The 25,295-nt window shown below is 73.5% G+C and carries 23 protein-coding genes and 1 pseudogene; 2 read left to right on the plus strand and 22 right to left on the minus strand.

Annotated features, from left to right (window positions below; translation table 11 throughout):
• Positions 1 to 2: 2 nt before the first annotated feature.
• From AB0M82_RS20365 to AB0M82_RS20465, 21 genes are read right to left on the minus strand one after another with little or no spacing between them, the layout of a single operon-like run.
• Positions 3 to 299: a hypothetical protein gene (locus tag AB0M82_RS20365; protein ID WP_364723855.1), complete on the minus strand. Its 297-nt coding sequence runs from the start codon at positions 297 to 299 to the stop codon at positions 3 to 5.
• Positions 292 to 2,340, minus strand: a complete 2,049-nt coding sequence (locus AB0M82_RS20370) for an ATP-binding protein (RefSeq protein ID WP_364723857.1) — start codon at positions 2,338 to 2,340, stop codon at positions 292 to 294. Before AB0M82_RS20370 ends, AB0M82_RS20365 begins: the two co-directional genes overlap by 8 nt.
• 31 nt (positions 2,341 to 2,371) lie before the next feature.
• Complete coding sequence (locus AB0M82_RS20375; RefSeq protein ID WP_364723860.1) at positions 2,372 to 4,039, minus strand: hypothetical protein; 1,668 nt, start codon at positions 4,037 to 4,039, stop codon at positions 2,372 to 2,374.
• The gene (locus AB0M82_RS20380) at positions 4,036 to 4,554 is read right to left on the minus strand and encodes a hypothetical protein (RefSeq protein WP_364723863.1); all 519 of its coding nucleotides are present in this window, start codon (positions 4,552 to 4,554) and stop codon (positions 4,036 to 4,038) included. The genes AB0M82_RS20375 and AB0M82_RS20380 overlap by 4 nt, the downstream gene beginning before the upstream one ends.
• On the minus strand, positions 4,551 to 5,687 hold the full coding sequence (locus AB0M82_RS20385) for a hypothetical protein (RefSeq protein ID WP_364723866.1): 1,137 nt from the start codon (positions 5,685 to 5,687) through the stop codon (positions 4,551 to 4,553). The genes AB0M82_RS20380 and AB0M82_RS20385 overlap by 4 nt, the downstream gene beginning before the upstream one ends.
• Positions 5,684 to 7,666, minus strand: a complete 1,983-nt coding sequence (locus AB0M82_RS20390) for a hypothetical protein (protein ID WP_364723869.1) — start codon at positions 7,664 to 7,666, stop codon at positions 5,684 to 5,686. The genes AB0M82_RS20385 and AB0M82_RS20390 overlap by 4 nt, the downstream gene beginning before the upstream one ends.
• Positions 7,663 to 8,868: a hypothetical protein gene (locus tag AB0M82_RS20395; protein ID WP_364723872.1), complete on the minus strand. Its 1,206-nt coding sequence runs from the start codon at positions 8,866 to 8,868 to the stop codon at positions 7,663 to 7,665. The genes AB0M82_RS20390 and AB0M82_RS20395 overlap by 4 nt, the downstream gene beginning before the upstream one ends.
• A gap of 13 nt (positions 8,869 to 8,881) precedes the next feature.
• Entirely contained in the window at positions 8,882 to 10,807 is a 1,926-nt protein-coding gene (locus AB0M82_RS20400) for a phage tail protein (RefSeq protein ID WP_364723874.1), read from the minus strand.
• Positions 10,804 to 12,846: a putative baseplate assembly protein gene (locus tag AB0M82_RS20405; RefSeq protein WP_364723877.1), complete on the minus strand. Its 2,043-nt coding sequence runs from the start codon at positions 12,844 to 12,846 to the stop codon at positions 10,804 to 10,806. The genes AB0M82_RS20400 and AB0M82_RS20405 overlap by 4 nt, the downstream gene beginning before the upstream one ends.
• Complete coding sequence (locus AB0M82_RS20410) at positions 12,843 to 14,756, minus strand: hypothetical protein (RefSeq protein ID WP_364723879.1); 1,914 nt, start codon at positions 14,754 to 14,756, stop codon at positions 12,843 to 12,845. The genes AB0M82_RS20405 and AB0M82_RS20410 overlap by 4 nt, the downstream gene beginning before the upstream one ends.
• Positions 14,753 to 15,166: a GPW/gp25 family protein gene (locus tag AB0M82_RS20415; protein WP_364723882.1), complete on the minus strand. Its 414-nt coding sequence runs from the start codon at positions 15,164 to 15,166 to the stop codon at positions 14,753 to 14,755. The genes AB0M82_RS20410 and AB0M82_RS20415 overlap by 4 nt, the downstream gene beginning before the upstream one ends.
• On the minus strand, positions 15,163 to 15,795 hold the full coding sequence (locus tag AB0M82_RS20420) for a phage baseplate assembly protein V (protein WP_364723884.1): 633 nt from the start codon (positions 15,793 to 15,795) through the stop codon (positions 15,163 to 15,165). The genes AB0M82_RS20415 and AB0M82_RS20420 overlap by 4 nt, the downstream gene beginning before the upstream one ends.
• On the minus strand, positions 15,792 to 16,985 hold the full coding sequence (locus tag AB0M82_RS20425) for a type IV secretion protein Rhs (protein ID WP_364723886.1): 1,194 nt from the start codon (positions 16,983 to 16,985) through the stop codon (positions 15,792 to 15,794). The genes AB0M82_RS20420 and AB0M82_RS20425 overlap by 4 nt, the downstream gene beginning before the upstream one ends.
• A gap of 13 nt (positions 16,986 to 16,998) precedes the next feature.
• Positions 16,999 to 17,667 (minus strand): LysM peptidoglycan-binding domain-containing protein, encoded by a 669-nt coding sequence (locus AB0M82_RS20430; protein WP_364723888.1) that lies wholly within the window; start codon positions 17,665 to 17,667, stop codon positions 16,999 to 17,001.
• Positions 17,664 to 17,852, minus strand: a complete 189-nt coding sequence (locus AB0M82_RS20435; protein WP_364723891.1) for a putative phage tail protein — start codon at positions 17,850 to 17,852, stop codon at positions 17,664 to 17,666. The genes AB0M82_RS20430 and AB0M82_RS20435 overlap by 4 nt, the downstream gene beginning before the upstream one ends.
• Positions 17,853 to 17,871: 19 nt before the next feature.
• A complete protein-coding gene (locus tag AB0M82_RS20440; protein ID WP_364723893.1) occupies positions 17,872 to 18,372 on the minus strand; it encodes a phage tail protein in 501 nt (166 codons plus the stop codon).
• Complete coding sequence (locus tag AB0M82_RS20445) at positions 18,369 to 19,850, minus strand: phage tail sheath subtilisin-like domain-containing protein (RefSeq protein ID WP_364723896.1); 1,482 nt, start codon at positions 19,848 to 19,850, stop codon at positions 18,369 to 18,371. Before AB0M82_RS20445 ends, AB0M82_RS20440 begins: the two co-directional genes overlap by 4 nt.
• A 10-nt stretch (positions 19,851 to 19,860) precedes the next feature.
• Positions 19,861 to 20,319 carry a phage tail protein gene (locus AB0M82_RS20450; protein WP_364723898.1) on the minus strand — a complete coding sequence of 153 codons (459 nt, stop codon included), beginning with the start codon at positions 20,317 to 20,319 and terminating at the stop codon, positions 19,861 to 19,863.
• A gap of 16 nt (positions 20,320 to 20,335) precedes the next feature.
• Entirely contained in the window at positions 20,336 to 22,600 is a 2,265-nt protein-coding gene (locus AB0M82_RS20455) for a phage tail sheath C-terminal domain-containing protein (protein WP_364723901.1), read from the minus strand.
• Between the two features lie 24 nt (positions 22,601 to 22,624).
• The gene (locus AB0M82_RS20460; protein WP_364723904.1) at positions 22,625 to 23,350 is read right to left on the minus strand and encodes a carboxypeptidase regulatory-like domain-containing protein; all 726 of its coding nucleotides are present in this window, start codon (positions 23,348 to 23,350) and stop codon (positions 22,625 to 22,627) included.
• Positions 23,347 to 23,919, minus strand: coding sequence for a DUF4255 domain-containing protein (locus tag AB0M82_RS20465; protein WP_364723906.1), 573 nt, complete (start codon positions 23,917 to 23,919; stop codon positions 23,347 to 23,349). Before AB0M82_RS20465 ends, AB0M82_RS20460 begins: the two co-directional genes overlap by 4 nt.
• Positions 23,920 to 24,110: 191 nt before the next feature.
• Between AB0M82_RS20465 and AB0M82_RS20470 the strand changes: the two genes are divergently transcribed.
• Together AB0M82_RS20470 and AB0M82_RS20475 are read left to right on the plus strand one after the other, a co-directional pair.
• Positions 24,111 to 24,317 carry a hypothetical protein gene (locus tag AB0M82_RS20470; RefSeq protein ID WP_364723908.1) on the plus strand — a complete coding sequence of 69 codons (207 nt, stop codon included), beginning with the start codon at positions 24,111 to 24,113 and terminating at the stop codon, positions 24,315 to 24,317.
• A gap of 115 nt (positions 24,318 to 24,432) precedes the next feature.
• On the plus strand, positions 24,433 to 25,158 hold the full coding sequence (locus AB0M82_RS20475) for a BTAD domain-containing putative transcriptional regulator (protein ID WP_364723911.1): 726 nt from the start codon (positions 24,433 to 24,435) through the stop codon (positions 25,156 to 25,158).
• Between the two features lie 43 nt (positions 25,159 to 25,201).
• Here AB0M82_RS20475 and AB0M82_RS20480 read toward each other — a convergent pair.
• Positions 25,202 to 25,295 (minus strand): annotated as a pseudogene (locus tag AB0M82_RS20480) (maleylpyruvate isomerase family mycothiol-dependent enzyme); the annotation flags it as partial.

Raw genomic sequence — 25,295 nt, forward strand, 5'->3', positions numbered from 1 at the left:
GGTCAACAGCCGGGGCAGTTCCCTTTCGTCGGCACCGCCATCGGGACCACCCGCATCGCCGCCCCCGCGATCGCCGCGTTCCCCACCCGGTCCTGCCCCGCGGCCAACGTGGACGCCAAGTGCGAAGGCACCGTCTTCGAACTGCCATCCATAGCTGTCTTCGCGGCCTGAGCGTTCCCGACCACAGCCGGAACCAGCACCAGCTTCTTCTTACCCCGCTCAGCAGCCGCGGCCGTACGGAGTTCCTGAGCGGTGACCGGCACAGCGGGCTTGGTCTGCGGAGGCATCAGTTCAGGCATGCGAACTCCCGTTGTCCGTCAGAAGCCCAGCATACCGGCCCAGCTCCGCCGGCCGGAACAACCGCGCCTCGCGCTGGAACTGGCGCGACACACCCCGCACCACGTGGCGCATCGCGATCACACCACTCCCCGCGTCAGCGGCCGACAACGCCGCCGTGCGGGCCGCCGAGGCGATGCCCGCTCCCGTCATGTCCAAGCGGCACAACACATCCACGTCGACGTCCGACGACAACGGTGCCTCCGGCGGGAACGCCAGCTGCCACAGACGCCGGCGCTCCGCCGGAGAAGGCCGCGGGAAGTGGACCACGAAGTGGAACCGCCGGGTGAACGCCGGGTCGATGTTCTCCTTCAGGTTGCTCGTCAAGATGATCAGGCCGTCGCTGGCTTCCAGGCGTTGCAGCAGGTAGCCCACCTCGAGGTTGGCGTACCGGTCCGTCCCGTGCTTGACCTCGCCGCGCTTGCCGAACAGCGCGTCCGCCTCGTCGAACAGCAGCACCGCGTGACTGTCCTCCGCCTGCCGGAACACCTCCTCCATGTTCTTCTCCGTCTCCCCCACCCACTTCGACACCACCTGCGCCAGGTCCACCTTCAGCAACTCGAGCCCCAGGATGCCGGTGACGACCTCCGCCGACATCGTCTTGCCCGTGCCCGGCTCGCCGGTGAACAGCGCCTTCACCCCGCCGGTCGCCGAGCGGCGGGCGAAACCCCAGGACTCCGCTATGCGGGGCCAGGCGCGGAACGCCGACGCGATCTCGCCGATCTGGCCCATCTGGGCGGCCGGCAGCACCAGGTCGTCCAGCGTGCGGCGGGGGATGATCGACTGCACCGCCCCGCTGGTGCGGCCGCGGGTCACCGTGGCGATGGCCGGCTCCACGTGCTCGGTGACGGGGTGGCCGTCGCCGGACAGCCGCGCGCCGGCGTCGGCGACCGCCGCCACCGCGCGGAGCTCGCCGCCGCTCATGCGGTAGCGGGCCGCCAAGTCCTCCAGCACCTCCGGAGCCAGCACCGGGAACGCCGACGACCACATCGCCCGGCGCTCGGGGAAGCTCGGCGCGGGAACCGTCAGCTCCCCGTACGTGCGCGCGGCCAGCAACCTCGGCGGACGCCACGGGTGCACGCCGGTCAGGCACAGCGGCACGCCCGATCTCACCAGCGCCTCGTCGGCGTGTGCCGCGCGGCCGTCGGTCCGGAGCCACAGGATCGCGTTCAGGGCGGCCGCGGTCCGCAGGTCATCGGCCACCTCGGCGGTCAGGCGGCGCAGTGGCCTGCCGGCCGCGTGCGCCAGCGCCTGCGCGGCGTCGATCTGGCTGTCGGGCGGACATCCCCACAAACCGACCACGTCGACGTCGCCGGCACCCAGCGCCTGGCCGAGCCTCCTCAGCCGCTCCGACTCCAGGTAGGGGGACGCCAGCTGCCGTTCCGGCTGGGTGACCTCGCCCGGATCGTGGCCGAGGATCCCGGCGTCGCCGCCCCAGCCCATCAGGTACTCGAACAAGCCGGGGCCGAGGGCCAGTTCCTGGGCCGGTTCGGTCGGCGCCTCGCCATAGGCCCGCAGCAGGCCGTAGCGGCGCAACCGGCCCGCGGAGCCCAGCGCGCGCCGCAGCGCCAGGCGGTCCGCCGGGGTCTCCGCGACCACGGTGACCAGCAGTTCCACACACGGTGCCCGCCGGTTGAGGTTGTCCACCACGTACGCGTAGACGCGCTCGTAGCCCGGGTCCAGCTCCGGCGCGGCCACCAGCAGCAGCGCGTCCTGCTCGACCCGGGACAGCCCGTAGCGGGTCGCGAGGACGTCCAGCGGCAGCGTCACCCCGCGCGACGCGGCCAGCCGCCTCAGCTGCTGCTCGGACTCCGGGTCCTGGCGGGACGGCGACGGCGGCTCGGTCATCGCCTCGGTGAAGGCGTCCACGCGGTCCAGCAGCGCGTCCACCTGCTCGTCCGTCACGCAGAACGGGGTCAGATCCGGGCGCGTCAGCAACGCCGCCGCCGCGGACTGGCGGGCCACCGCGATCCGCAGCGACCGGTGCAGCTCCGCGAGGCGCACGCGGAGGTGCTCTACCGCCAAACCGCTCACGTCAGCCGCCGGAGAAGGTCAGGGTCCGGCCACCCAGCCAGACCACGTTCGGCACGTCGACGAGGGCGCCGCCCCGCCACAGGTCCGTGTGGCGGCGGCCCAGGGGGAGCTTGACGCGCACCGCGTCGCGGGTGAACCGGACGGTCGCCTCCAGGTCGGCGAACCGGGTCAGCGCCAGCACCGGGTCCGGGGTCTCGCGGTCCCGCCACAGCTGCCAGGCGATCATCCCCAAGGACAGGGCCGCCGCGAGCGCGACGCTGTGGTCCAGGGCGCGGTCCGACGCCGTCGGCAGGGCCCGGTGGGCGCCGAACAGTGTCCGGACCAGTTCGTCCAGCCGCTCGGCGGGGAACTCCGCGGCCAGCCGGGGTTCCACCCCGCCGGTCGTCCACAGTGGAGTGCGCCACCGCAGCCGGGACAGGGGATCGTCACGCAGGGGACGCGCGTCCGTGATGAACCGGACGCCCGCCGCCGCCAGGTCACGCAGGCAGGCCGGCGGGAGCGGGCTGTCCCGGACCAGCACGGGTGGCTCGCCGCACGCCGCCCAGTGCGGCAGCAGACCATCCACTGTGGACGCCCAGGCCAGCGGGAACAAACCTTGGGCGTCGACCAGCAGCAGGCCGTCGTCCACTCCCGTGATCAGCAGCGGCTCGGCGGGATCGTGGCCGCGGCACAGCGACAGCGCCAGCACGCCGTCCAGCACCTGCAGCGCGGGGCGGACCCGCCGGGCGAAGGCGGCCAGGTCCGGCACCGAATCCAGGCCCGCGAACGTCGCGGCCGCGGCGTCGTCCTCGGGTGTCCGCCGCGGCGCGCCCAGGACCTGGTACGCCAGGGCCGCGGCGAACAGCGGCGCGTCACCGAGCAGGTCCACTCCGGACAGTGCCGGGCCGATCGCGTCCAGGTAGCCGGTTCTCGCCAGGGGGCCCGCCAGCAGGAACGGCAGGACCGAGCCGACTCTCGTCTCCCTCGCCGGCCACGAGCCGGCGGCCGGGCCATCGGCGGCGGTCGTCCGTTCGCCGGTTCCGCCGGCCGGCGGACCCACGAGCTCGGCGAGTTCCGCGCGCGTCGTGGGCGGCCGCGGAAGAGCCCGCCGTCGAACCAGTTCCGCCACCAGTTCGGCGGCCGGCCCGCCACCGATTCCGGCGGTGAACGAACCAGTGCGTTCGCCGGCGGGCACGGCGAGCAGCGCCGACAGGTACCGCCGCACCGTCTCTTCGGGCAGCAGGGCGAGCAACGCGGACAGCTCGTCCCGGGCGGCCAGTTCCTCGAACAACGCGGCCACCGCCGGGGCCGGCGCGTCCGCGAACGCGGGCAGCTCCGCGGCGACGTCCGTGGTGGCCGGTCCGGCCGGCCGGACGGGCACCGGCACCGGGATCGGTCCGGGCAGCGGACCGCCGCCGGCGGCGGGTTCGAGGACGAGACCGGCCGGCGTCAGCCCGCTCCCCCCGCGCGCGGACAGCCGGACGGACAGCCGCACCGGCTCGGTGATCTCCAGATCGGGACCGTCGCCGGTGAGGTACTCGTCGAACTCCGCGGCCAGCAGGTCCGGCAGCGCGTCGAGCACCCGCTGGACGAGCCCACGGGGGTCGGGCCCCCAGCTCCACCCACCGCGCCGGACCACGCGCACCGCGCACCGGTGCACGGTGATCTCGCCGCCGGTGGGGGTGCTCACGGCTTCTCGACCTCGTCCAGCCGGCCCGCCCGCCCCGCCACCAGCAGCAGCACGGCGTGCGCGCCCGCGCTCACCGTGACCGGCAGCGAAAGGTGATCTTCGCCTGCCTTGACGACCCCGTGGACCGGCAGCGTCTCCTGGCCCTCGGAGACCAGCGCGAAAACCGTGGTGTCCTGGGATGTCTTCTCCTGGAGGGCGACCAGCAGGCCGGCGTTGTCGAAGGTCGGCGCGGGCAGTTCCGCCAGCTTCGCCAGCGCGGGCTTCGGCGACTGGCCGGCCGGCCGCGTGACACCGTACGCCAGCGGTTCGACGAACACCTCGGGCTGGTCGTCGGCCTCGTGCACGGCCAGTTCCCGGCCCGGCAAGGACAACGTGGCCGGCCCCGTGCCGAGCGAGAGCCGCACCGGCAGCGCGTCGCCGACCAGCGCGTCCGCCGTCGGCACCGGAGTGCCGATCGCCTTGACCGCGCCCACGACGGTGCCCGTGCTCGACTCGTACACCGCGAAAACGCTCATCCTCGGCCACCCCCGCTCGTCGCCGCGACCGTCGCCAGCACCAGGAAGTCGACCGCGCCGGACCGTTCCACGACCGTCGCGCCCGCGGCCGAGGGGTCGTAGCTGCGCAGCCGGCACCGGACGCGCCGCTGATCGTCCACAGTGGCCTCGGCCGGGACGGTGAGCCCCGATTCGGACGGCGGTGTCCGCGGGGTCACGTAGACGTGCAGCGACACCCGGCCGTCGGCGACCTCCTCCGGCGTCACCCCGGACGGCAGGGGCAGCACCATGCCGTCCGTCGCGCTGCCGGACGTCGCCAGCACGCTGCCCGCGGAGATCCGGCCGGAGAAGCTGCCCGCGATGGTCAGGTTCCCGTTGGCCTCCACCGTCATCAGCGGGTCGACGTCGCCGGTTCCCTTGTACAGCCCGTAGACCAGCGTGGGTGTGTCCGATCCGGACAGCACCAGCGCCGGCTCGCCCTCGCCGGCCGCGGGCTGGGTCCGCAGCGACAGCTCGCCCGACCGGGCCGACACGGTGTCCGCGCGCACCCCGGCGTAGCGCGGGCGGACGCCCCGGGCCGCCGGGAAGGTCCGCGTGAAGTGACCGTCGGTCCACTGGACGAAGCCCAGCAGCACCAGCCACTGGACGGGCGGGGCGGCCGGCGCGGCGCTCACCGCGGGCGGCTGCTGGTCGGCCACCAGCCGCTCGTCGCCGAGCCGCCGGAAGAGGATCTGGTAGGACTCCTCGACACGGGCCGGCCCGGCCGAGCCGGCGCACGACGCGGGGCCGGTCGCCGGCTGAGCCCGGTCGGCGGCGGTGAGGAACACCGGGTACGGCTCGGTGGTCGGCCGGTCGGCGCCGTTGACGGCCGCGAAGTCCGCCTCCGACAACACGACCGGCGCCGGCACCACGATCTCCCGGCCCGTCCCGTCGATCGCCAGCCCGGCCTGGACGCTCACCTCGACGAACCGGGCGCCCGTCGTCGCGTCGGTCCGGTTCTCGGTGGTCAGGCCGAGCCCGTCGGCGATGCCCCAGTCGTGCGACAGGCGCGCGTGCCGGACGGCCGCCGCGCGGGCGTAGGAGACGGTCGCCGCCAGGTCCGCGGCGGCGAGCACCTGCCCCTCGCGGAACTCCGGGCGCAGTGGACCGGTCACGACGACTCACCCGGCCGCGGCTTGCGGGCGGAACCACCGGTCCGGCTCGACGACGACCGGGGACGCCGCGCCGGTTTCTCCGGCTCCGGTTCCGGCTCCGGCTCCGGTTTCGGCGCGGGGGCGTTCTCCAGGTCCGAGAGCCGGTCGGACAGCCGTTCCGGCAGTTCTTCCCGCACCCGCGACACCTGCTGCCGCGCGCTGTCCAGCTGTCCCCGCAACGCCTCCACGGTCGCGATCAGGTCGCTCACCTGGCCCCGCAGCGCGTTGAGCTCCTGCAGGCTGTCGGTCACCTCGTCCGGCACCTTGTACACCTGCTCGTGGATGGGTTTCGGCGGCGTCTCGCCCGGCGCGGGCCGTACCAGGAGGCTCCACATCCGTTCCAGGTCGCCGTCGCGGGGCCAGTCGGCCGCCAATCCCGCCACGTACGTCGCCGGCACCAGGCCCTGCGCGGGCGGCGCCGGCGGCCGGTACACCGGCGCCGGCCGGCAGCACATCCGCTCGGCCAGTTCCCGCAGCCGGTACAGCTTCGGCAGCCACTCGCCGTACGCCGACCCGCCGGGCAGCACCTGCTCCCGGGTCGCCGAGCAGACCCGCACCACGTCGCAGCCGTCCAGCTCCAGGTGGGCGAGCAGCACGTCGTTGTCGGAGCAGTCGACGCAGGGTGGGTTCAGCGTCGAGCAGGCGGCGTCGGTGACGAACCGCTCCACGTGCCTGGTGAGCTTGCCGGCGGCGTCCGCGATCCCGTCCAGTTCGGCCGGCGTCAGGTGCCGGCCGGGGTCCGGTTCGGGCACGGGCAGCGGCTGCGGAATGGCGACCCGGCGCACCTCGTCCCGCAGCGAGCAGTCCGCGATCCCCGGCACCCGGTCGAGGCGGTCCAGCAACCACTCCCTGATCCCGGCCAGGTCGGACCGGAACTCGACCTGCAGCACGTTGCCGATCGGCGTGCCCTGTGCCAGCAGACGCAGTTCCAGCGGCGCAGTGTGGTCCTGCTCCACGACCCGGGCCCGCGCCTCGGCCACCACGGCGACGGCGATCGAGCGGTGCGCCGGCTCGGGCCACATCTTCTCCGGGTCGGTGCCGGCCAGCCGCTCACACGCCGTCCCCAGCTCTCGCCGGGCGGCGTCGACATCGCCCAGCTCCAGCCCCCGCTGCCCGTCGGCGTCGTAGGTGTCGTACCGGGCGACGGCGCCGGCCAGCGCGCGGACGTGCTCGGTCATGGTGGCGACCACCGGCGGGGTCAGCGCCACCTCGGCGTTCTCGCGCAGCCACGCGAGGGCCTCTTCGTACCGGGCCCGGTCGGCCGGGGCGAACTCGATGGTCCGGGTCGCGGCGGACCTGGCGACGGACATCGCGTCCAGGTACAGCCCGAGCCGCTGGGCGCGCAGGCGCACCGCCTCGTACCTGTCCAGCGGGCCGATCCGTTCCAGCAGCCGCGTGCCGGGGTTGTACCGGTGGTCGTCGGTGGTGTCGCACTTGACGACGAACCGGAAGCCCTCCTGGACCCGCGACGGCACGCAGCCCGGCGCCGGGCACGGCTCCTCGGTGGCGAACGGCGCGACCGGGTCCGCCATGCTCTCCTCGTACCGCACGAACAGCCCGTAGTGGCGCTGGTCGTCGTCACACGGGTCACCGCAGTCGATCCCCGGCGAGGACACCCGCAGCTCCCGCACGAGCGCCCGCACGTCGACCTTCTCCTGGCAGGACAGCACGATGTCGTTGCCGCAGCAGTCGAGGGCGTGCCCGGGGCGCACGAGCACCGTCCCGCCGGCACACGAGTCACAGGACACTTCGAGCCCGCAGACGACACCCGGGCCGGACACCATCCGGTTGTGCAGCCGGTCCTTCCCGGCCACGTAGTCGGTCAGCAGGGTGAGGTCGTCCTCGGTGAGCAGCTGGCCCGAGAAGAACCGCGGCCGGACGAACGCGGCCGGGAAGGCCGGCGCCCCGCCGCACCCGCACCCGCAGTCGGACGTGCTCATGAACGCTCCTCGGTGATGAAGAACCAGCTTTCGAAGACGTCGCCGCCCGCGCCGGTGCCCGACGTCCACGGCCCGATGCCCGACGGCGGCACCAGGCAGCCGACCGGCTCCGGCTCGGGGTGGTGGCCGGTCTCGGTCTCGGTCTCGGTTTCGGTCTCCGCCTCGGCCTTCACCTGGCCGGTGAAGGGCACCCGGCCGCCGACGTGGGTGCCGTCGACCGGGCGGCAGCAGCGGTCGAGGATGAAGGCCGCGCGGACCGTGACCAGCACGCGGTCGCCGTCCTGCAGCGTCTCGCGGGTCGTCTGCCGGTAGCGGAAGCGCCGGGTGAACTCGCCGTCCTTCTCGGTGGGCTCCTCGAACCGGCCGCCCATGTACCAGGTGTCGGCGTTGCGGCCGGCGCCGCCTTCGATCACCTGGACCTCCACGACGCCCCGCCGCAGGCTGTCCACGCGGACGTCGTCGGAGAACTCGACGACGAGGCCGCCGGAGTTCTTCTGCGTGCCGAGCAGCTCCTTGGCCTCGTTCACCGTGTACGTGTGGCCGTGCCGCCAGTTGATGCCGGTGATCACGGTCGGCACGTGCCTGCCGAAGAAGCGCCGGACGTTCAGGTGGATCCGGTCCGCCCGGACCGGCTTGCCGAAGTCGACGTCGTCGATCCTGGCGAGCCACAGGACCTTGTGCTCGCAGCGGGTGCAGCAGGTGTCGCAGCGCTCGTCCTTCGGCGGTGTCTTGGTGGTGACGCGGACGACGTAGCTTTCCTCGGTGTAGCCGTGGTCGCAGTCCGAGGTGTCCGCGCAGGCGGAGTTGAACACGGTCCTGGTCGGCTCGACCGCGCACTCGCGGTACTCGACGCCGACCCACACCGTCGTCCCGCCGGTGCGCTCGGTCTCGTGCAGCGCGCCCGCCAGGTCGATCGCGCAGCCACCGGACACGAGCACTTCGTTGCCGTCGCAGTCGACGCCGAGCCCGGCGGTGATCCGCACCTTGGCCTGGTGCTCCGTCTTTTCCTTCTCGTCCCCCGGCGGGGCGGGTTCCACGAACAGCCCGCACACCACGCCGTAGCCGAGCAGGCAGCGCATCCGCAACTTCAGCTTCTCGCGGAAGTACTCCTGCTCGCGCTGGAAGTCGCGCGCGGTGATCAGCTGGCCGTGGAAGTACCGCAACCGGCGGAAGGGCTGCTCCTGTGTCGTTGCCTCGGTCATCTCTTCCGTCCTCTCAAGACACTCGCGTGTGGACCCCGACCGCGGACACCACGCCGACGCTCACCCCTTGGCGGGCGCCTCGTGGCCCGGGTCTCAGTACTCCGTCGTGGTTCAGGCGCACGGCGCCCACCACGGGCGGCGGCAGCGGGACGAACGCGGTGTCCACCCCGACCGTCGACCGCGTGCCGACCACGAAACCGGCCCCGCCGGCGCGCACCGACCCCCTCGTGTGCGCGGGCGCCTGCCGGACCACCAGGCGCCGCACCGCGTCCTCGTCCGCCGCTCCGGCGGGCAGCAGGACCCGGAACCGGTGGGCGTGCTCGGTGAGGGGGTCGGTGTCCGGGTCGCCGAACGCCCGCAGCGGCGTCGTGCCCAGCGTCGAGGTGCCGAGCCGGAGCCGCGACGACGAGCGGCCGAACAGCCGCACCGAGCCGAGGCCGCGGGCGGTCGCCGGGGACGCGGTCGCGCGCACCTGCGCCCAGTGGCGGTCGCCGGCCAGCTCGTCGATGACCGGCTCGACGCCGAAGACGATGCCGATCGCCTCGGCGAGCCCGCACCGCGTGCCGCGCCGCCGGTAGAGCCGGGGCGCGGCGGCGATCAGCTTCCGGCGCGTGTCCGCGTCCCAGCCGGCCTCGAACGACAGGCCGAGCAGCCCGGCCAGCCACGGCAGCGCCGCGTCCGGCACGCCGGCCGGGTCGAGCAGCGCGGGGTAGCGCTCGATGATCCGGTCGATCTCGGCCGTGGTGGCGTCGAACAGCGACAGGAAGCGTTCGGTGAAGTCGTCCGCCGCCGGGTCTTGCCGGAACCCCGCGGGCAGCAGGTCCGCGCTGGTGGAGCGCGGGAAGTCGAGCCGGATCCGGTGCAGGACCGGCGTCGCCGAGGAGTCGCCGGACAGCCGCACGCGGGCTGTGAGGTGGCGGCCGGGTGGCTGGTCGACGAGGAAGTCGGTGACGCCGGGGGGCGCGGTCTGCCAGTCGCTCTCGGCGAACCGGTCGTCCTCCGACACCACGACCGACACGGACACCGCCGTGCCCGCCGGCACGTCCGCGTCCACCCGCACCCGGTGCCAGCGGCAGCGCGAGATGCCGCTGTCGATCAGGCCGGTGGTGAACTCGCCCCGGGTCACGAACCGGCCGGACTCCGGCGCCGGTTCCTCGCGCGGCTGTCCCGTCCAGTCGTAGCAGGAGGTCACGTCGCTCTCGGGCCCCTTCTCCCGCAGGCAGAAGCCGTCCTCGTCCGCGGCGACGAGTGAGCTCGGCGGCAGCGCGGCGGCCAGCTCGTCCACTGTGGACTCCTGGAACCGGTGGTGGCCGCGGAAGATCCGGAACCGGCCTGCTTCCTCGGTGAGCAGCCAGATCGTGCGGCCCGGCCCGGTGCGGATCCCGATGATCTCGCCGTCGACGTGGGTCCGGACGACCTCGCACAGCCGCCCGTCGGCGCCGTACCGCCAGAGCCGGTCGCGGCCGGCGCGGGCCACGAGCACCTGCTCGTCCTGCGCGAGCGCGACGACCGTGGCGTGCCGGAGCTCGATCACCGCGGTCAGGTGGTCGCCTTCGTTGCGCCACACGAAGACCCGGCCGGAGTCGGCCACGGCGATCCGGTGCCCGCGCGCGGCCACCGCGGTCGGCGCGTGCAGCAGCCGGGGGTCACAGTGGGGTGGCCAGACCGGCTGCCAGCCGCCCGCGCAGGTGTCACGGCGCAGCAACCGGTCGCCGGCGAGCAGGTACCACGCGCACGGCCGGCAGCCGGGCGCCAGCCGCGGGTCGGGGAACCACGGCAGCAGCTGGGACCGCGTCGGCCCCGCCGGGGACGGGCCGGCGTAGGCCAGCCGGACGCCGGTCTCGTCCTCGAACCCGACGAGATCGGTCACCGTGGATGCGTCCCACCCGACGAGGTCGTCGAGGAGCCGGAACGTGACGGTGGTCGGGGCGCAGGTCATGGGGACTCCTCCACCGGGATCAGCAGGGGGCGGTCCGGCCACACCAGGTCGTCCGGCGGGATCGCTTGGTCGGTGCACGGCGGCAGCCGCAGCCCGTCGGCCGTGAGCGAGAGCCCGGACACCGCCAGGACGCCGTCCACCGCCAGGAGCCGGCGCACGAGCGGGGTGTGCCGCACCGCGCCGCCGAACGGCCAGCCGCCGCCGTTCTCCCCGCCCCGCAACGGGTCCAGGTAGGTGGTCACCGCGTCGGCCGCGCGCGCGAGGACGGCGGCCCGGTCCTGGCCGGCGTCGAGCACGACCCGGGCCTCCACGGCGATCCGCCGGAACGCGACCGGGCCGGTGACCACCGTGACGCCGGCGGGCGCCACCTCGCGGGTGAGGAAGCCCGCCACCGCGCGCAAAGTGGCCGCGGAAGGCACCGGCGGCTCCGTGCTGCCCTCGTCGGCCAGCGGCACCACGAGGACTCCGACGACGCCGGGGATGGGCGCGCCGGGGAAGTCCGGGTGCAGGCCCGGCACGCCGTGCGCACGAGCGATCGAGGCGCCCGGCGCGCGCAGCGCCAGCAGGCCGAAGTCGGCGGGCGCGACGGCCCGGCCGCGGGACCGCAGCTCCCCCACCCCACGCCGCACCACGTCCGCGTCCGGCTCGGCGTCGGCGCCACCGGTGGCGGGGAACGGGTTGTTCACGCCGGTCACGAACGGCCGCGCGGTGACGACGCCGTTGACGGCGCCGGCCGCCACGGCGCCCGCCTTGCCGCCGCCGACCCGGTACCGCACGGCACGCACGTTGCGGAAGCCCGGTGGCACGGGCGCGCCGTTGACGCCGTCGCCGAAGGTGACCACGCCGGTGTCGTAGTCGACGACGAACACCTGGTCGTCCGGGCCGTACGCGGCGAGGCTGGGCACCTCCTGCCACCGCGACGCGCTCGTGCCCGTAATCCCGAACAGGTCGGCGCCAGGGTCGTCGTCGACCTCGATCACCACGCTGCCGGCCAGGATCGGGACCTGGCTCAGCCGCAGCCGCCGCCGCTCGGCCGGCGCCGCGGGGTCCTGGACCGGCTCCAGGGGCTCGTCGAAGATCGTGTGGGCGGCGGTGGCGGCCACCATGTTCAGCCGCAGCCCCGCCACGAGCGGCGGCGCGACGGTGAAGATGCCGTGCGCGACCTGCAGCCGCAGCCACCGCAGGGCCGGGCCGGGGCGCGCGGCCGGTGGCCGGCCGGGCGCCCACGTGCGCGGCAGCCGCAGCTCGACGGTGCCGCCGGCCCGCAGCCCGGCCGTCTCGTCCCGGACGACTTCGGCGGGCAGGAACCGGCCGCCGTCCAGCACGTCCCAGCGCAGCAACGGCTGGGGCGCGAGCGGCGGCGGGGTGAGCCCGCCGGCGGCCACGGGTGCCGGCGGCGCGGCCGCGATCACGAAGCCCAGCGACAGTGACGGGAACGGGCTCGCGGTGCCGTCGAGGCCCAGCCACAGGGCGTTGCCCGGCTGGGGCTCGGCGCCGAACGGCGGGAACGGGCGGCCGGGCCCGTTCGGCCCCAGCGGGACCGGCTCGAGCGCGCCGCCCCGCTGCACCGCGAGCACGCCCAGCGTGGCGGGGGTGGCGTAGAGGTCCTGGTCGGTCTCGTAGACGACATCGCCGCCGGTGCCGGTCGCGGCGGCCTGGAAGCCGGCGGGCACGAGCACCGAAGCGCCGTCCGGCGGCTTCACGGTGAACTCCAGCAACGCGGCGGCCGCGGCGGCCGGCCGCCGGCGCACGCCCGCGGTGTTCAGGTGCTCGGCGAGGATCTTCTCCGGCAGCCGGTTGACCCGCAGGAGCACGGGCTCGGCCTGGGTGCCGAAGAGCCGGACGAGCGCGACGCCGGCGTCCTGCCGGTCGGGGTTGGTCCAGTCCGGGGTGTAGCCGGGAATGCGGTCGCGCACGGCGGCGCGGACCGCCTCCCTCGTCGCGTCGACGAGTTCCGGCTGCTCACCGGCAGGCCCGGGGCCGGGGACGATGCGCGCCTCTTCACCCGAGCCGCGCGCCCACCAGACGTCGCCGGTCACAGCAAGCCCTCCCCCGGTTCGGCCGCGGGCACGATCTTTGTGCGGACCTCGCGGACCGCGGGCAGGTCGGCGGGCCGCAGCGGCACGTCGTCGCAGGTCTCCGCCGGTTCGGCTCCGTCGATGCCGATCGCGACGGCGGCGACGTCCGCCAGGTCGCCGAGTGCCTGCTGGGCGGCCCGCAGCAGGGCCGAGGGCCGCAGTGCCTCGCCGAAGGGCCAGCCCGTGCCGTCGACGCCGCCCACCACGGGGTCGAGGAACCGGCGCAGCGCCTCACCGACCACAGTGGACACTTTCGCCCGGTCGGCGGGGGTGCCGGACAGGTCGGCCCGCAGCCGGACCGCCCGGTACGCCGGGGCGCGGACGAACACCTCGGCCGTGAGCAGGCGGGCCTCGCCGAGGCGCCGCGCGACCGCGTGCAGCAGGCCCGGGTCCGGTCGCGGCGCCGGCACGAAGCCGGGGGCCGCGAAGTCCCCGCGGGGCACGGCCGGGACGAGGTGGACCGACACCGCGCCGGGCACCCGCGCGCACGGGAAGCCCGGGTGCTCACCGACCGCGGCGTACGCCCGGCCGACCGACACGCCGGGGGTCGTCACGGCCAGGGTGACGAAGTCCTCGGCGGTGACCGCCCTGGTCACCTCGCCGAGCGCGCCGGCCGCCCGGTCACGCGCCTGCGCCACGGTCTCCGGGTCCGCGCCGCCGTCGGCCTTGACGAGGTTCGCTCCGCGCACCGGCGACTCGGCCGAGACGGGCAGCCAGTTGCCGGTGCGGCCGCCGTTGCCGTCGCGGCCGCCGCCGATCGTGTACTCGACCAGCACGTCGCCGGCCGGACGCGGGATGCGGCCGGTGAGCCCGTCGCCGAACACGAGCGCGCCGTCGGGCCGGTCCAGCAGGAAGATCCGGTCACGGGAGCCGCCGGAAGTGAAGTCCGCCACCGGATTCCAATCGTCACCGTCGAGGTGAAGGCACGCGGTGAGGAGGCGATCAGCGGCGTCCGGCAGCACGAGCCGCTGACCGGGCAGCTTCAGCCAGCCGTCGAGCTGGTCCGCCAGGTCGGTCACGGTGCGCTTCTCGACGTGCCGGGCGGCCGACACGTTGACCGCCAGCCCCAGCAGCCGCGGCGCCGACGCGTAGGTCGCGGCCGGGGTGGACACCACCAGCCCCCGGTCCACTGTGGACCAGCCGGCCGGTGGCCGCAGGCGCACCACCCCGGACCGCCGCAGCCCGCCGGTGCCGTCCTGGACCTCGTCGAACGCCCCGGAAACCTCGCTGTCCGGCCGGAACCAGGACCAGGTCAGCTCGGCGGGCGGCCGGACGCCCGAAACCGCGAGCCGCGACCAGGACGGCGGCAGCGGCGAGTCGAGCTCGACCAGCAGCGACAGCCAACCTGACACAAAGTGGGCACCGCTGAGCGGCAGGGTGAAGCGGGCCGAGGCGGCCGCGCCGTCGGCGGACAGCAGCGGAATCCCTCGGCGGGCCGGCAGATCCGCGGTGCGGTCGCGGTCGGTGCACACTGTCACCTCGCCCGCGACCGGGAACACCGTCACCTCGTCGTCCAGGGTGAACCGGATCGCCGCGGCCGGGTCGCGGGCCAGGACGGTCCCCGCGGGCACCACCACCGGCTCAGGCGACTCGGTGGTCAGCGCGAGGACGGTGGCCGCCGCTCGTGCGGGCCGCGGCGGCTCGAGGCCCAGCAGCTTCAGGATCGCCACGACCAGCTCGTCCGGGGCCTGGTCCAGCCAGTAGAGCCGCTGCTCCAGCAGATAGGCGAACAGCTCCAGCAGGGTGACGCCGGGGTCGGCGGGCGCGTGCAGCGTCCACGTGCCGCCCGACTCCGCCGGGATCCGGCGGGTGACGGCCGCCATCAGGTCGGCCCAGGTGAGGTCGTCCAGCTTCGGCGCGGGAAGGGTCATGGTGTGGTTCCCGTCAGGCCAGTCAGACCGAGGTAGAACGGGAAGACCAGGTTGGCCTTGGTGTTCGTGCGCCGGATCCGGTACTCGACCGAGACCGTGACGCGCGATTCGTCGCCCGGGTCGGTTTCGGCGAGGACGCCGGAGAGCTCCACCCGCGGCTCGAAGTCGCGCACCGCGTCGGCGACCGACCGCTCCAGCTCGCGCAGGTTCGGCACGCTGCCGGGGGCGAACACCGACTCCCCGACGGTGGTGCCGAGGTCCGGCCGCATCACGCGCTCGCCGGTCGCGGTGAGCAGCAGCGCGCGCAGGCAGTGCTCGATGCTCGTCTCACCGGCGGCGTAGGAGAGCCGGCCGGCCTCGTCGGGCAGGATCGGGAACCGCCAGCCGGTGCCGAGGAAGGGTTCGGTCACGTCGCCTTCACCTTCTTCGCGAGCACGGACGGCGGCAGCGGCGACGCGGGCCCGGTGACGCCGCCCGGCACCGGGTGGGTGTGCTGGACGAAGGCCTGCAGCAGCGCGTTGCCGAGCACGACGGGCTCGGTCGAGCCGCCGCCGAGGTCGATGCCGGCCGCCTTGACCGTCACGGTCTCGGCTTCGAGCGTGATCTCCCCGCTGTCCTTCAGCACCACCTTCGCGCCCGTCGCGGTGCTGATGGTGATCTCCTTCGCCTGGTCGTCGAAGAGGATCTGGTGACCGGCCTTGGTCCGGATGATCTTCTGGTCGCGGCCGTCGTCGTGCGTCGCCGGCGGTTTCTTCTTGCCGTTGTAGAGCCCGCCGAGCACGTACGGCTGCCGCATGTCCCCCTGGAAGAACGCGACCAGCACCTCGTCGCCCACCTCGGGCACGAACACCGAGCCGTAGCCGCCGCCCGCGTGGAGCTGGCTGACCCGGATCCAGGGGCTGACGGAAGCGCCACCGTCGAGCCAGTAGTACTTCACCTTGACCCGGCCCTCGTCGTCCCCGTCGTTCTGCACGACCTCCGCGGGCGCGACGCCGTAGAACCGCTGGTCGGTCGCCATGGCGCGTGGCATCGCCGTCATCGCTTGTCCCCCTGGAAGATCTTCCGGCCGGTGAACGTGGTGAAGAAGCCGCTGGTGTTGAGCGCGTGCTCCACGCGCTTGACGAAGTAGGTGCCGGAGAACCGCCTGCCGAGGCCGAAGATCTCCAGGTTGTCCCCCGGCCGCAGCTCCGGCAGCCCGGCCACCCGGCCGGTCGCGGTGATGAACTCGTAGGCCCGCTCCCGCAGCAGCGCGATGGCCAGCTCCTTGGCCTCCTCCTGGCTGAGCACCGGCGCGTCGACCACCACTTCCTGGCGGCCGCCTGCCGCGCTCTCCGCCGCCTCCGGCCCGCTCTGCCCGGCGGCCGAGTTCTGCCCGCCGGGCAGGTCCTTCGCGGTCGCGACGTACTCGATCGGCTCCGCCTTCACCGGGTCCCAGCCGTGCACGGTGAGCTTGCTGACCTGGTTGGACACGGTCATGGTCGGGGTGAAGTCGAGGAGGTTGGGCACCAGGCCCGCCGGCTGCCCGCCGGGCCCGGTGGCCAGTCCGGGTGCGTAGGCGAGGCGGAACAGGCGGATGGGACGGCCGTCGCGGCCGTCGGTCGGCTTGACGAAGTAGAGCGTCTGCTCGCCGGTCTTCGGATCCGGCAGGATGTGGCAGTCGAAGTCGATCCGCTTCGCCCGCTCCATCAGGAACTGCGCGTCGGACTGGTTCTTCTGCACCACGAGGTCGTGCCTCGGTCCCTCGTGGGTCGTCTTGAAGGCCAGCTTGTTGCGCCGCGCGATCTGTTCGGCGATCTCCCAGTCGGTCTTCCCGACGAAGTTCTTGTCCTCTTCCTTCGTCGGCTTGCGGTCCTTGAGCGCGAGCATCCCGTCCACGCAGGTGACGGAGACGGTCGGCGAGGCGCCGTCCGGGAACTTGGGGGCGAGCGAGCTGATCGTCCCCGTGCCGACCGTCAGCAGCTGGTCGGCGTAGCCGAGCCGGACGGAGACCCGCGTGCCGATCCGCAGCTTCTCCGAGTCGCTGTGCTTGAACTTCAGCGTGACGTCGTCCCAGTTGTTCAGCTCCAGGTCGAAGCCGGACATCTCGTCGAGGTCGCGGTGCACCTTGATGTCGAGGATGTCGTTCTTGGTCGTCGGGTCGGCCTGGAGGCCGTCGACGACCACCTCGAACCCGGGGGCGTAACGGTCCGGGTCGGCGAGCTCGGGCTGGGTGCCCGCGGGCGCGGTCATCGCCCACCTCCTTTCACGACAGCCGGGGCACGGTCAGCACCAGCCCCGGCCGCAGGTCGCGTGGATCGCTGATCCCGTTGGCGCGCGCCAGTTCCCGCCACGCGTCCGGGCGCCGGTAGACGGCGGTGGAGATGCGGTCCCACGTGTCGCCGCGGCGCACCACGTAGCTCTTCTCCACCGTCGGCGAGGACCGCGGCGGGTCCTGCACCTGTTCCTTCGCCGGCCGGTACTCCTTCAGCGTGATGTCGAGCTGGGCCCGCAGCGGCACGCCGTTCTTGGCGAACAGCACGTAGTTCACGTCCAGCTTCTCCAGCACGCCCCGGAACACGGTCCGGTCCCAGACGAACCTGACAACCGGCGGCGCGTGCAGCGTCTCCTGGGGCCGCATCAGCTTGCGGATGCTGTCCACATAGGACTTCCGGACGTCGTCCAGCGTGTCGGAGGTGTCCACCAGAGCCTGCACCGACAGCGTTTCGCTGCCGCCCCTGATGTACTGGATCGGGGGCGTTTCGAGACCGGGGATGGTGATCTCGGCGAAGGTGTTGCTCTTGCTCAGCTTGTACTCGGTCGGGTTGAACTTCAGCGGGATCCGCTTCGGCACGTTCCGCGGGTTCTCCGGTTGCTCGATCTCCAGGTGCGCGTCGGCGCCCTGGCTGACCGAGGAGAACGGCGTGCTGCTCACCGGCGGCCTCCCGGGTCGCCGAGCCGGCGATCGTCGTCGCTGCGCTCGGCCCGGGCGCACTGGTCCTCGTACAGCCGCGCCCACGCCTGGATGTGCTTGTTGAACAGGCGGGTGAACAGGGCTCCGTCGTCGCCTTCCACCTGGAACCGCACCTCGAGGTCGTGGATGATCAGGTTCTTGGGCACGCTGTCTCCTCAACGTCTCCTACAGGACGGCCGTCAGGCCCTCGTGGGCGATTTCCAGTGCCTCGATCGCGACCGCGTTCTGTTCGGCGTGCAGGTCCGGACCGGTCCACTTGGCGGCCAGCCCGCCGTGGAAGATCCACGACTTCGCGGGCCGGCCGGCCTCGTCGAGCATGATCACGGCGCCGTCGCGGCGGGCACCCAGCGAGTCGTGCAGGCCGGTCTCGTACCAGGACCACAGGAGCCGGTCGCGGACCACGCCGCGCTTGAGGGTGATCGGGTTCCACGAGTGCCGCAGCGGCAACCGGTGCACGGTGTCGTTGCGCCCGCCCTCGGCGTAGTTCACCACCTCCAGCTGCGCGCCCAGCCCGGTGACCTCCTGGAAGGCGCCGGACGCCACCGCCCGCAGCAGCAGTGCCTGCGCCGGTGGCAGGTAGACGTCCGCCGCGGAGAGCGTCACGACGAAGCGGAACTTGGGCAGCGGCTCGGTCAGCGTGAGCAGCCGCTCGACCGGGGTGCTCACCGTTCGATCACCTCCAGACCGCGGTCCTGGCCGAGCACGAGCCGCAACGCGATGAACTCCATGGGCACGGCGGGCGCGACGTCGATCTCGCACACGACCTGCCCGGGGTCCTGCTCCGGCGGGTTGTTCGTCTCGTCGCACACCACCCGGAACGCGTCGTCGGTCCGGCTGCCGGCGAGCGCGCCGGTCCGGAACGCCTCCAGCAGCACCGACGTGATCGCGCGGACCAGCGACAGCCGCAGCTCCGGCGAGTTCACCTCGAACACCAGCGGCGCGGCGGCCCGCCGGATGGCCCGCACCAGCAGGTGCAGCAGCCGGCGGTGCGCGACGTACCGGCGGCGGGGGTCACCGGACAGCGTCCGCCCGCCCCACACCACGAGGCCCCGGCCGCGCACGCACCGCACCAGGTCGACACCTCCCTCGAACAGCCGGGCCTGCTGCGCCTGGGGGTACTCGATCTCCAGGTCCACCGCGTCCAGCAGGGTGGCGTTCGCCGGCGTCTCCGCGGCGCCCCGTTCGGCGTCGAGCCGGGCGACCAGCCCGGCGACGTGCCCGGAGGCCGGCACGGTCCGCAGCCCGGTTCCGGCGAGCGACGGCGCCCGCAGCGGCGGGTGGTACACCGCCGCCGCGGCGAGCAACGCCTCGTCGCCGAAGGCCGCCAGGGACGCCACCCACGCCGCGACTTCGTCCACTGTGGACCTATCTGGAGGCACGTCCAGCAGCACCAGCCGGTCCAGCAGTGGCGCCACGACACCCAGCAGGTCCAGCACCAGGGCCGTGTGGTCGGCGCCGGCCAGGTCGGCGCCGAGGTCCGGCAGGGCCACCAGCGCCGGCTCCGGCAGCTCGGCCTGCGCCGCCACCGCGGCCGCGTACTCGGCGCGTCCCGGCGGGCTGTCCGTGCCGCCGGTGAGCGTCAGGTCCCACGACATCGAGATCGGCGCGTCCGGCGGGATCGGGCTCCCCGGCGGCTCCGGGCCGACGGGCACCAGCCGGATCAGCCGGGACGCGGCGACCCGGCCGGTCACCTCGCCGGGCGCCATGCCGGCGAAGGTCTCCGCCGGCTCACCGGGCACGAGCACCCGCACGGTGACCACCGGCGGACCCGCGACGCTGCTGGCCCGGTACCGCACGGTGACGCGGCCGCCGTTCGCCCAAGCGCCGGGACTCGCCGCCACCACACGGAAGCTGTCCGTCCACAGTGCACTCGCGGACTCGGCGGGCCCGGACACCCGCAGCACCCACGCCGCGGCGCCCTCGTTCTCGAAGAACCCGCGCAGCGCGTACGGCGTCGCCGACGTGCCGTCCGGTGGGCCGAACGCGCCGACGACGTCGTTCCAGCTCTCGACGCGGACGGGCCGGCCGACGGGTCCGCGCCGGGTGCGGCCGAGGAACACGGCCACGTCCGTGCGCAGCGGCTCGTCGCCGGTGGCCGCACGCTCGAAGGTCAGGGAGACGCCGGGAAGCGCCAAGCTGGTCATCTCTGTCCGCTCACGCGTCGATCAGGAGGCTCTCGACGGCCAGGACGAGCGTCTCCATGGCGATCTCGTTCTTGGTCGCGTTGAACGACGGTCCGGTGTACTTCGTCGGCCAGGCCCGGTCGAAGTTCCAGCGCATGACCTCCTGGCGGTTCTCGTCGAGCATGACGATCGAGCCGGACGTGCGCCGCACGCGGCCGTCGAGCGCCTCCTTCACCCAGTTCCAGAAGCCGACGTGGCCGGTGACCCCGCGCTTGAACGTCAGCGCGCTCGGGAACTTCTTGAGGCCGGTGAGCTTGCGGACCGAGATGTCCTCGCTGCCGGTGCGGTACTCGATCACCGGCAGCTCCACGTCCAGCCCGCTGGCCTCGGTGAACGACCCGCTCACCGCGACGCCGTCGTCGCTGACGTTGGTCACGATGACCAGGAAGTTGTACGCGGCATACGGGTCGTCCCGCGTCACAGGTGGCATTTCGGTTGCCTTTCGACTAGACGAGCTGGGTCTCGCGGGTCTTCTGCTGGATCCGGAAGATCACGAACTCCGCCGGGAACACGGGCGCCACCCCGATCACGCAGATGAGCCGGCCGTTGGCGATGTCGTCGTCGGTCATCGTGGTGCGGTCGCAGTGGACGAAGAACGCCTCGTCCGCGGTCGTGCCGGCGAGCGCGCCGCTCCGCCAGACGGTGGTGAGGAAGTTCGAGACCGTCTGCCGCACCAGCGCCCACAGCGACTCGTCGTTCGGCTCGAACACGACCCACTGGGTGCCCTCGTCGATCGACTCCTCCAGGAACAGGAAGAGCCGGCGCACGTTGACGTACTTCCACGAGGTGTCCGACGACAGCGTGCGCGCGCCCCACACCCGCTGGCCGAGGCCGGGGAAGAACCGCAGCGCGTTGATCCCCCGGGGGTTCAGCAGGTCCTGGTGCCGCTTGGTGACGTCCTGCGCGATGCCGTCGGTCAGCCGGATGCCGCGGATGACCGCGTTGGCCGGCGCCTTGTGCACGCCCCGTTCGGTGTCGGTGCGGGCGTAGACGCCGATGATGTGCCCGGACGGCGGCGCCTCGACGAACCGGCCGGTCGAAGGGTCGTTGACGACCAGCCACGGGTAGTACAGCGCGGCGTACTTGGTGTCGAACGGCTCCCGGAACGCCTGGATGCCTTCGATGTCGAGGTCGTCCTGCGGGTCGAGGACGGCGAACCGGTCCTTGAGCTGCTCGCAGTGCGTGACGAGCGCCGACTCCACGGTGCCGGCCCACACGCCGGGCACCGCGCAGATCGCGACCTCGTCGATGTCCTCCAGCGCCACGATGCCGGTGCGCCTGCCGCTCCCGCCGTCCGTGCCGACGAAGTCCCCGACGTCGAGGCTCTCGAACGCGTCGTCGCCGTCGTCGGCGAGGGTGATCCAGGAGCCGGTGGCGGGCGTGGGGAACCGGCCGGGATCGGTGTTCAACTCCAGCGCGGTCGCCCGCACCAGCCGCGACCGGCTCGCCAGGGTGCCCGTCACGGTCCCGGGCGCGTCGCCGGCCAGGCGCAGGTCGCGGAAGGTCTCGGTGACCGAGCCGCCGCCGGGGTCGGCGAACCGGGTGTCCACTGTGGATTCGACCAGCCGGAGCCGTGCCGTCTCGAAGACCAGCTCCGGGGTGTCCGTGTCGAACGTGACCACGTCGTCGGGCGCGATCGACGCCACGTTCGCGGCCGTCAGCCTGTCCCCCGTGTCGAGCTGCGTGACCGCGCCCTCGTACAGCCGGCCGGAGCCGCTGATCCGCAGGGCACGGCCGGCGCCGGCGTTGGCGCGGCGCACCCGGCGCACGGTCAGCGCGGTCTTCCACGGCGCGTGCGTGGTGCCGTCCGGGAAGGTGAGCGTCACCCGGCCCTCGTCCGGCTGCGCCACGGTGACCTTGAAGCGCCGGTTGCCGATCAGGATCCAGACGTCGTCGGGCAGGGCGCCGGGGTCGAGCCCGGGGACCGCCCGCACCTGGATCGACGCGGCGTCGCGGTCGGCGTCGGCGGCGAGCGCGGTGACGAACAGCGGGCCTTCGCCGGGATCGGGCAGCACCGGGAGCGAAGCGCTCACCGACGGCTGGATCCGCACCTGGACCGCCCGGCCCCAGGAACCGGGGCTCGACGCGGAGAACCGCAGGCTCGGCGTGGCGTCGCGGGTGTCCTTCTGCACGTAGTCTCCGCGAGCCGTCTTCACCTCCGCGGCCAGCGGAGTGCCGAGCGTGACGCGCCCGGTGCCGGCGTCGTACGCGGTGATCGTCACCGGGCCGATCTCGACGTTGTCGCTGCCGCGGAAGACGGTGACATCGTCGGTGCCGGTGAAGCCGGCCAGGTGGGCGAGCTGCAGCGTGGTGGCGCCGGCCGCGGCGTCCTGGGTGATCTGGCTGACCAGGCCGGCGCCGACCGTGCCGGAGGCGGCCTGCGCGCCGCCCGCGGCCACCCGCTTGACGTAGAGGCGCTGACCGCCGTTGTCGAAGAAGCCCTTGACCGCCAGCGGAAACAACCACCAGCGGCCGCCCTCGGCCGGGTCGCTCGCCCACTTGTCGCGGACCAGGGGATCCGGCTCGGGCAGGAAGCCGCCGAAGGTGGTCTGGAACTCCAGGAAGTTCGTGACCAGCTTCGGCTTTCCGGTGGTCGGGCCGCGCTGGGTGACCCCGACCATGCCCGCCGTGCTGGTGCTCACCCCCGCGATCGGCCGCGGCCCCGCGTCAACCTCCTCGACGTAGACGCCGGGGCTCAGGTACTCGGGCATGGCTTGGCTCCTTCTCTGCTGCCGCTACTGCCGGACGATCTCGATGACGTGCCGCCGGTCCCGGCCGGTGGGCAGCCGGACGTCCAGCGCGCCGGTCCGCCCCGGCCGCTCGGTGGCCGTGAGGTGGAAGAGCTGTTCAGGCGGCCCGGTGACCAGTTCGCCCTCCCAGCGCAGGGCCAGCCGGAACGCGCCGCCCTGGCCGGTCAGGGTCCGCTCCAGCCACGCGATCCCGTCCCTGCTCGTGGTGCCCCGCGCCTCGACCAGCGCGTTCGCCACCGGCGCCCGGGTGACCGCGTCGACGACGACGCCGTACACCGTGCGGATGCCGGGCCCGTACGGGAACGCGACGCCGGGCAGCAACCGGACCAGCCGCGGCTCGCTCCGCACGGCGGGCGGGCTGACGTCGTCGTACGGGTGGGCCACGAACTCGACCCCGGCCACGGCCGCGTCGAAGTCCGCGCCGTCCGCCGGGTACAGCGGGGCGAGCCCGATGGCGGCGAACCGCACCCGGAACCGCTCCGGCTCGGCGCCCGGGCCCCGGCGCCGGCCCAGCTCCGGGTACGCGATCGCGGCGCTCGGGGTGCGGATCGCCGTCGTGTCCTGTGGCACCCAGGCGTTCTCGCCGGGGTCGAAGCGGTCCAGCGCGGTGACCACGTCGGCGGCCCGTGCGCGCTGGGCGAACTCGTCGAACGGCACGAACCACGCCGGGCTGTACAGGACGGACGTCTCGACCGGATGGAAGCGGGTCATGGCCGGGCCGCCCCGTTGATCGTGCGGCTCCGCACGAGCCGCAGCTCGGAAACGTCGAGAGAGTCGAGGTTGACGACCCGGACCTCGTAGTTGAGGGACAGCCGGTAGGGCTTCTGGATCGCGTACCAGATCCACGACTTCTGGTCGAGCGTCAGCGGCGTCAGCGTGAACTGCAGCGCCTCCGTGGTGCCCGCCATGCTGCCCGTCAGCTCCTCGCCGGACCAGATCGCGTCGTCGTAGAAGACCTGGAGGGCGCGGCCGATCATCTGGTGCTGGGTTTCCTGGCTGCCGCCCCACGGCGTCACCAGGTAGCGCAGCAGGAGCGCCATCGGCGGTTTGCGGCTCGTGGGCGGGGCCGGCGGCAGCGACCGGACCGGCGGCCGGTTGCGCGACGTCGGGTCCTCCGCGATCTCGTACAGGAAGACCGTGAGCGTGGCCCGGCTCGGCCGGTCCTCGAGATCGCTCAGCACCGCCCTCGGCGGGTCGTTCGGATCCAGTGGGCGCAGTGCCTCCGTGAGCCGGTCCACGATGATCGTCGAAACGTCGGCGACGACGCCGAAATCGCCCATGCCAGTCCTCCCCTGTGGCACGCCGGGAAGTGGCTCCGACCTGCCGTGGCGCAGCATCGCAGGGGTGGCGTGGCGGGCCCGCGATCCACGCGTCGCCACGGCGTCACGGCGGCGTTCCCGGCGCGCGCGTTGACGCGCCCGCACACGCGGCGTCGACGCCGCGGTGACAGGGCGGCGCGCATCCTGCGGTGGTGGAACCCCCCGAGGAACGTTCCGGCAGCATGGTTCTCCGTGCGTGGCTGGAAGGCGGCGAGCCCGGCGCGCTGCGGGTCCGCATTCTCTCCACGATCGGCACGAACGAGGCCAAGCCGCTCGCGGTGACGTCTCCGGAAGCGGTGCACGCGGCCGTGCAAAGGTGGCTGGAAGAGCTCGGAGCAGGCCCGACAACGCTTTCGTGACGCCCTGTCGACGCCACAAGGTCGATGATTCACCGTAACGTTTCGCACCCGGGTCGCGAATTGTCTCAACGGTGGGGTTCGATCCGATCGGTGCCGGGCGTAGGTTGGGGAACCGATGCGCACTGAAGCAACACAGATCGTGACATTGCGGCTGCTCAAGGGTTTCGCGCTGCTCGTGGGGGACGACCGGGTGATGCTGTCGTCGAGCGCGCAGCGGCTGCTCGCCTTCCTCGCGCTGCAGGACAGACCCCGGACCAGGTCCTACGTGGCGAGAACGCTGTGGCCGGAAGCCACCACGACCCGCGCCAACGCGAACCTCCGCTCGTCGCTGTGGCGCGCGTCGCGCACCGGGTACCAGGTCATCGACGCGTCCGTGCACGAGATGGCGCTGGCGGACAACATCACCGTCGACATCCACGACGCGGTCACCCGCGCGCACTGCCTGCTCGACAAGTCCTGCCTGTGCGACGACATCCTGAACCGGCAGACCCGCGACGACCTGTCCGCCGACCTGCTCCCCGAGTGGTCGGACAACGACTGGGTGCTCATCGAACAGGAGCAGTACCACCAGCTTCGGCTGTATGCCTTGGAAGCCATGGCAAAGCGGCTCACCGTGGCCGGACGGCACGGGGAGGCGGTGGCCGCCGGGCTGGCCGCGGTGCGTGCCGAGCCGCTGCGGGAGAGCGCGCACCGCGTGCTCATCGACGCGCACCTCGCCGCCGGCAACCGGGCGGCGGCACAGCACCAGTACGCGCAGTGCCGCCACACTCTGCTCGAGGAACTGGGGCTCGAACCGTCCGACGCCCTCCGCGACCTGCTGCCGTACATGACCGCGCACTAGGGTCGCGCGTCCCAGGGTCGTTGACAGGGCCCGGGTATGCGCCCAGCACCTCGAAGCTGGGCGCCCAGGCCAGGTGCTCCACGGGCGGCGGGACGCCGAGGGCGGCACGCAGGTCCAGCTCGTGGGTGAAGGCGTCC

This window comes from Amycolatopsis sp. NPDC051128 (genome assembly GCF_040682715.1).
Taxonomy (GTDB): domain Bacteria; phylum Actinomycetota; class Actinomycetes; order Mycobacteriales; family Pseudonocardiaceae; genus Amycolatopsis.

Coding starts and splice junctions, on each gene's coding strand:
- AB0M82_RS20365 (WP_364723855.1), bottom strand. CDS start 299: ATGCCTGAACTGATGCCTCCGCAGACCAAGCCCGCTGTGCCGGTCACC.
- AB0M82_RS20380 (WP_364723863.1), bottom strand. CDS start 4,554: ATGAGCGTTTTCGCGGTGTACGAGTCGAGCACGGGCACCGTCGTGGGC.
- AB0M82_RS20390 (WP_364723869.1), bottom strand. CDS start 7,666: ATGAGCACGTCCGACTGCGGGTGCGGGTGCGGCGGGGCGCCGGCCTTC.
- AB0M82_RS20395 (WP_364723872.1), bottom strand. CDS start 8,868: ATGACCGAGGCAACGACACAGGAGCAGCCCTTCCGCCGGTTGCGGTAC.
- AB0M82_RS20400 (WP_364723874.1), bottom strand. CDS start 10,807: ATGACCTGCGCCCCGACCACCGTCACGTTCCGGCTCCTCGACGACCTC.
- AB0M82_RS20410 (WP_364723879.1), bottom strand. CDS start 14,756: ATGACCCTTCCCGCGCCGAAGCTGGACGACCTCACCTGGGCCGACCTG.
- AB0M82_RS20420 (WP_364723884.1), bottom strand. CDS start 15,795: ATGACGGCGATGCCACGCGCCATGGCGACCGACCAGCGGTTCTACGGC.
- AB0M82_RS20425 (WP_364723886.1), bottom strand. CDS start 16,985: ATGACCGCGCCCGCGGGCACCCAGCCCGAGCTCGCCGACCCGGACCGT.
- AB0M82_RS20445 (WP_364723896.1), bottom strand. CDS start 19,850: ATGACCAGCTTGGCGCTTCCCGGCGTCTCCCTGACCTTCGAGCGTGCG.
- AB0M82_RS20450 (WP_364723898.1), bottom strand. CDS start 20,319: ATGCCACCTGTGACGCGGGACGACCCGTATGCCGCGTACAACTTCCTG.
- AB0M82_RS20455 (WP_364723901.1), bottom strand. CDS start 22,600: ATGCCCGAGTACCTGAGCCCCGGCGTCTACGTCGAGGAGGTTGACGCG.
- AB0M82_RS20460 (WP_364723904.1), bottom strand. CDS start 23,350: ATGACCCGCTTCCATCCGGTCGAGACGTCCGTCCTGTACAGCCCGGCG.
- AB0M82_RS20465 (WP_364723906.1), bottom strand. CDS start 23,919: ATGGGCGATTTCGGCGTCGTCGCCGACGTTTCGACGATCATCGTGGAC.
- AB0M82_RS20475 (WP_364723911.1), top strand. CDS start 24,433: ATGCGCACTGAAGCAACACAGATCGTGACATTGCGGCTGCTCAAGGGT.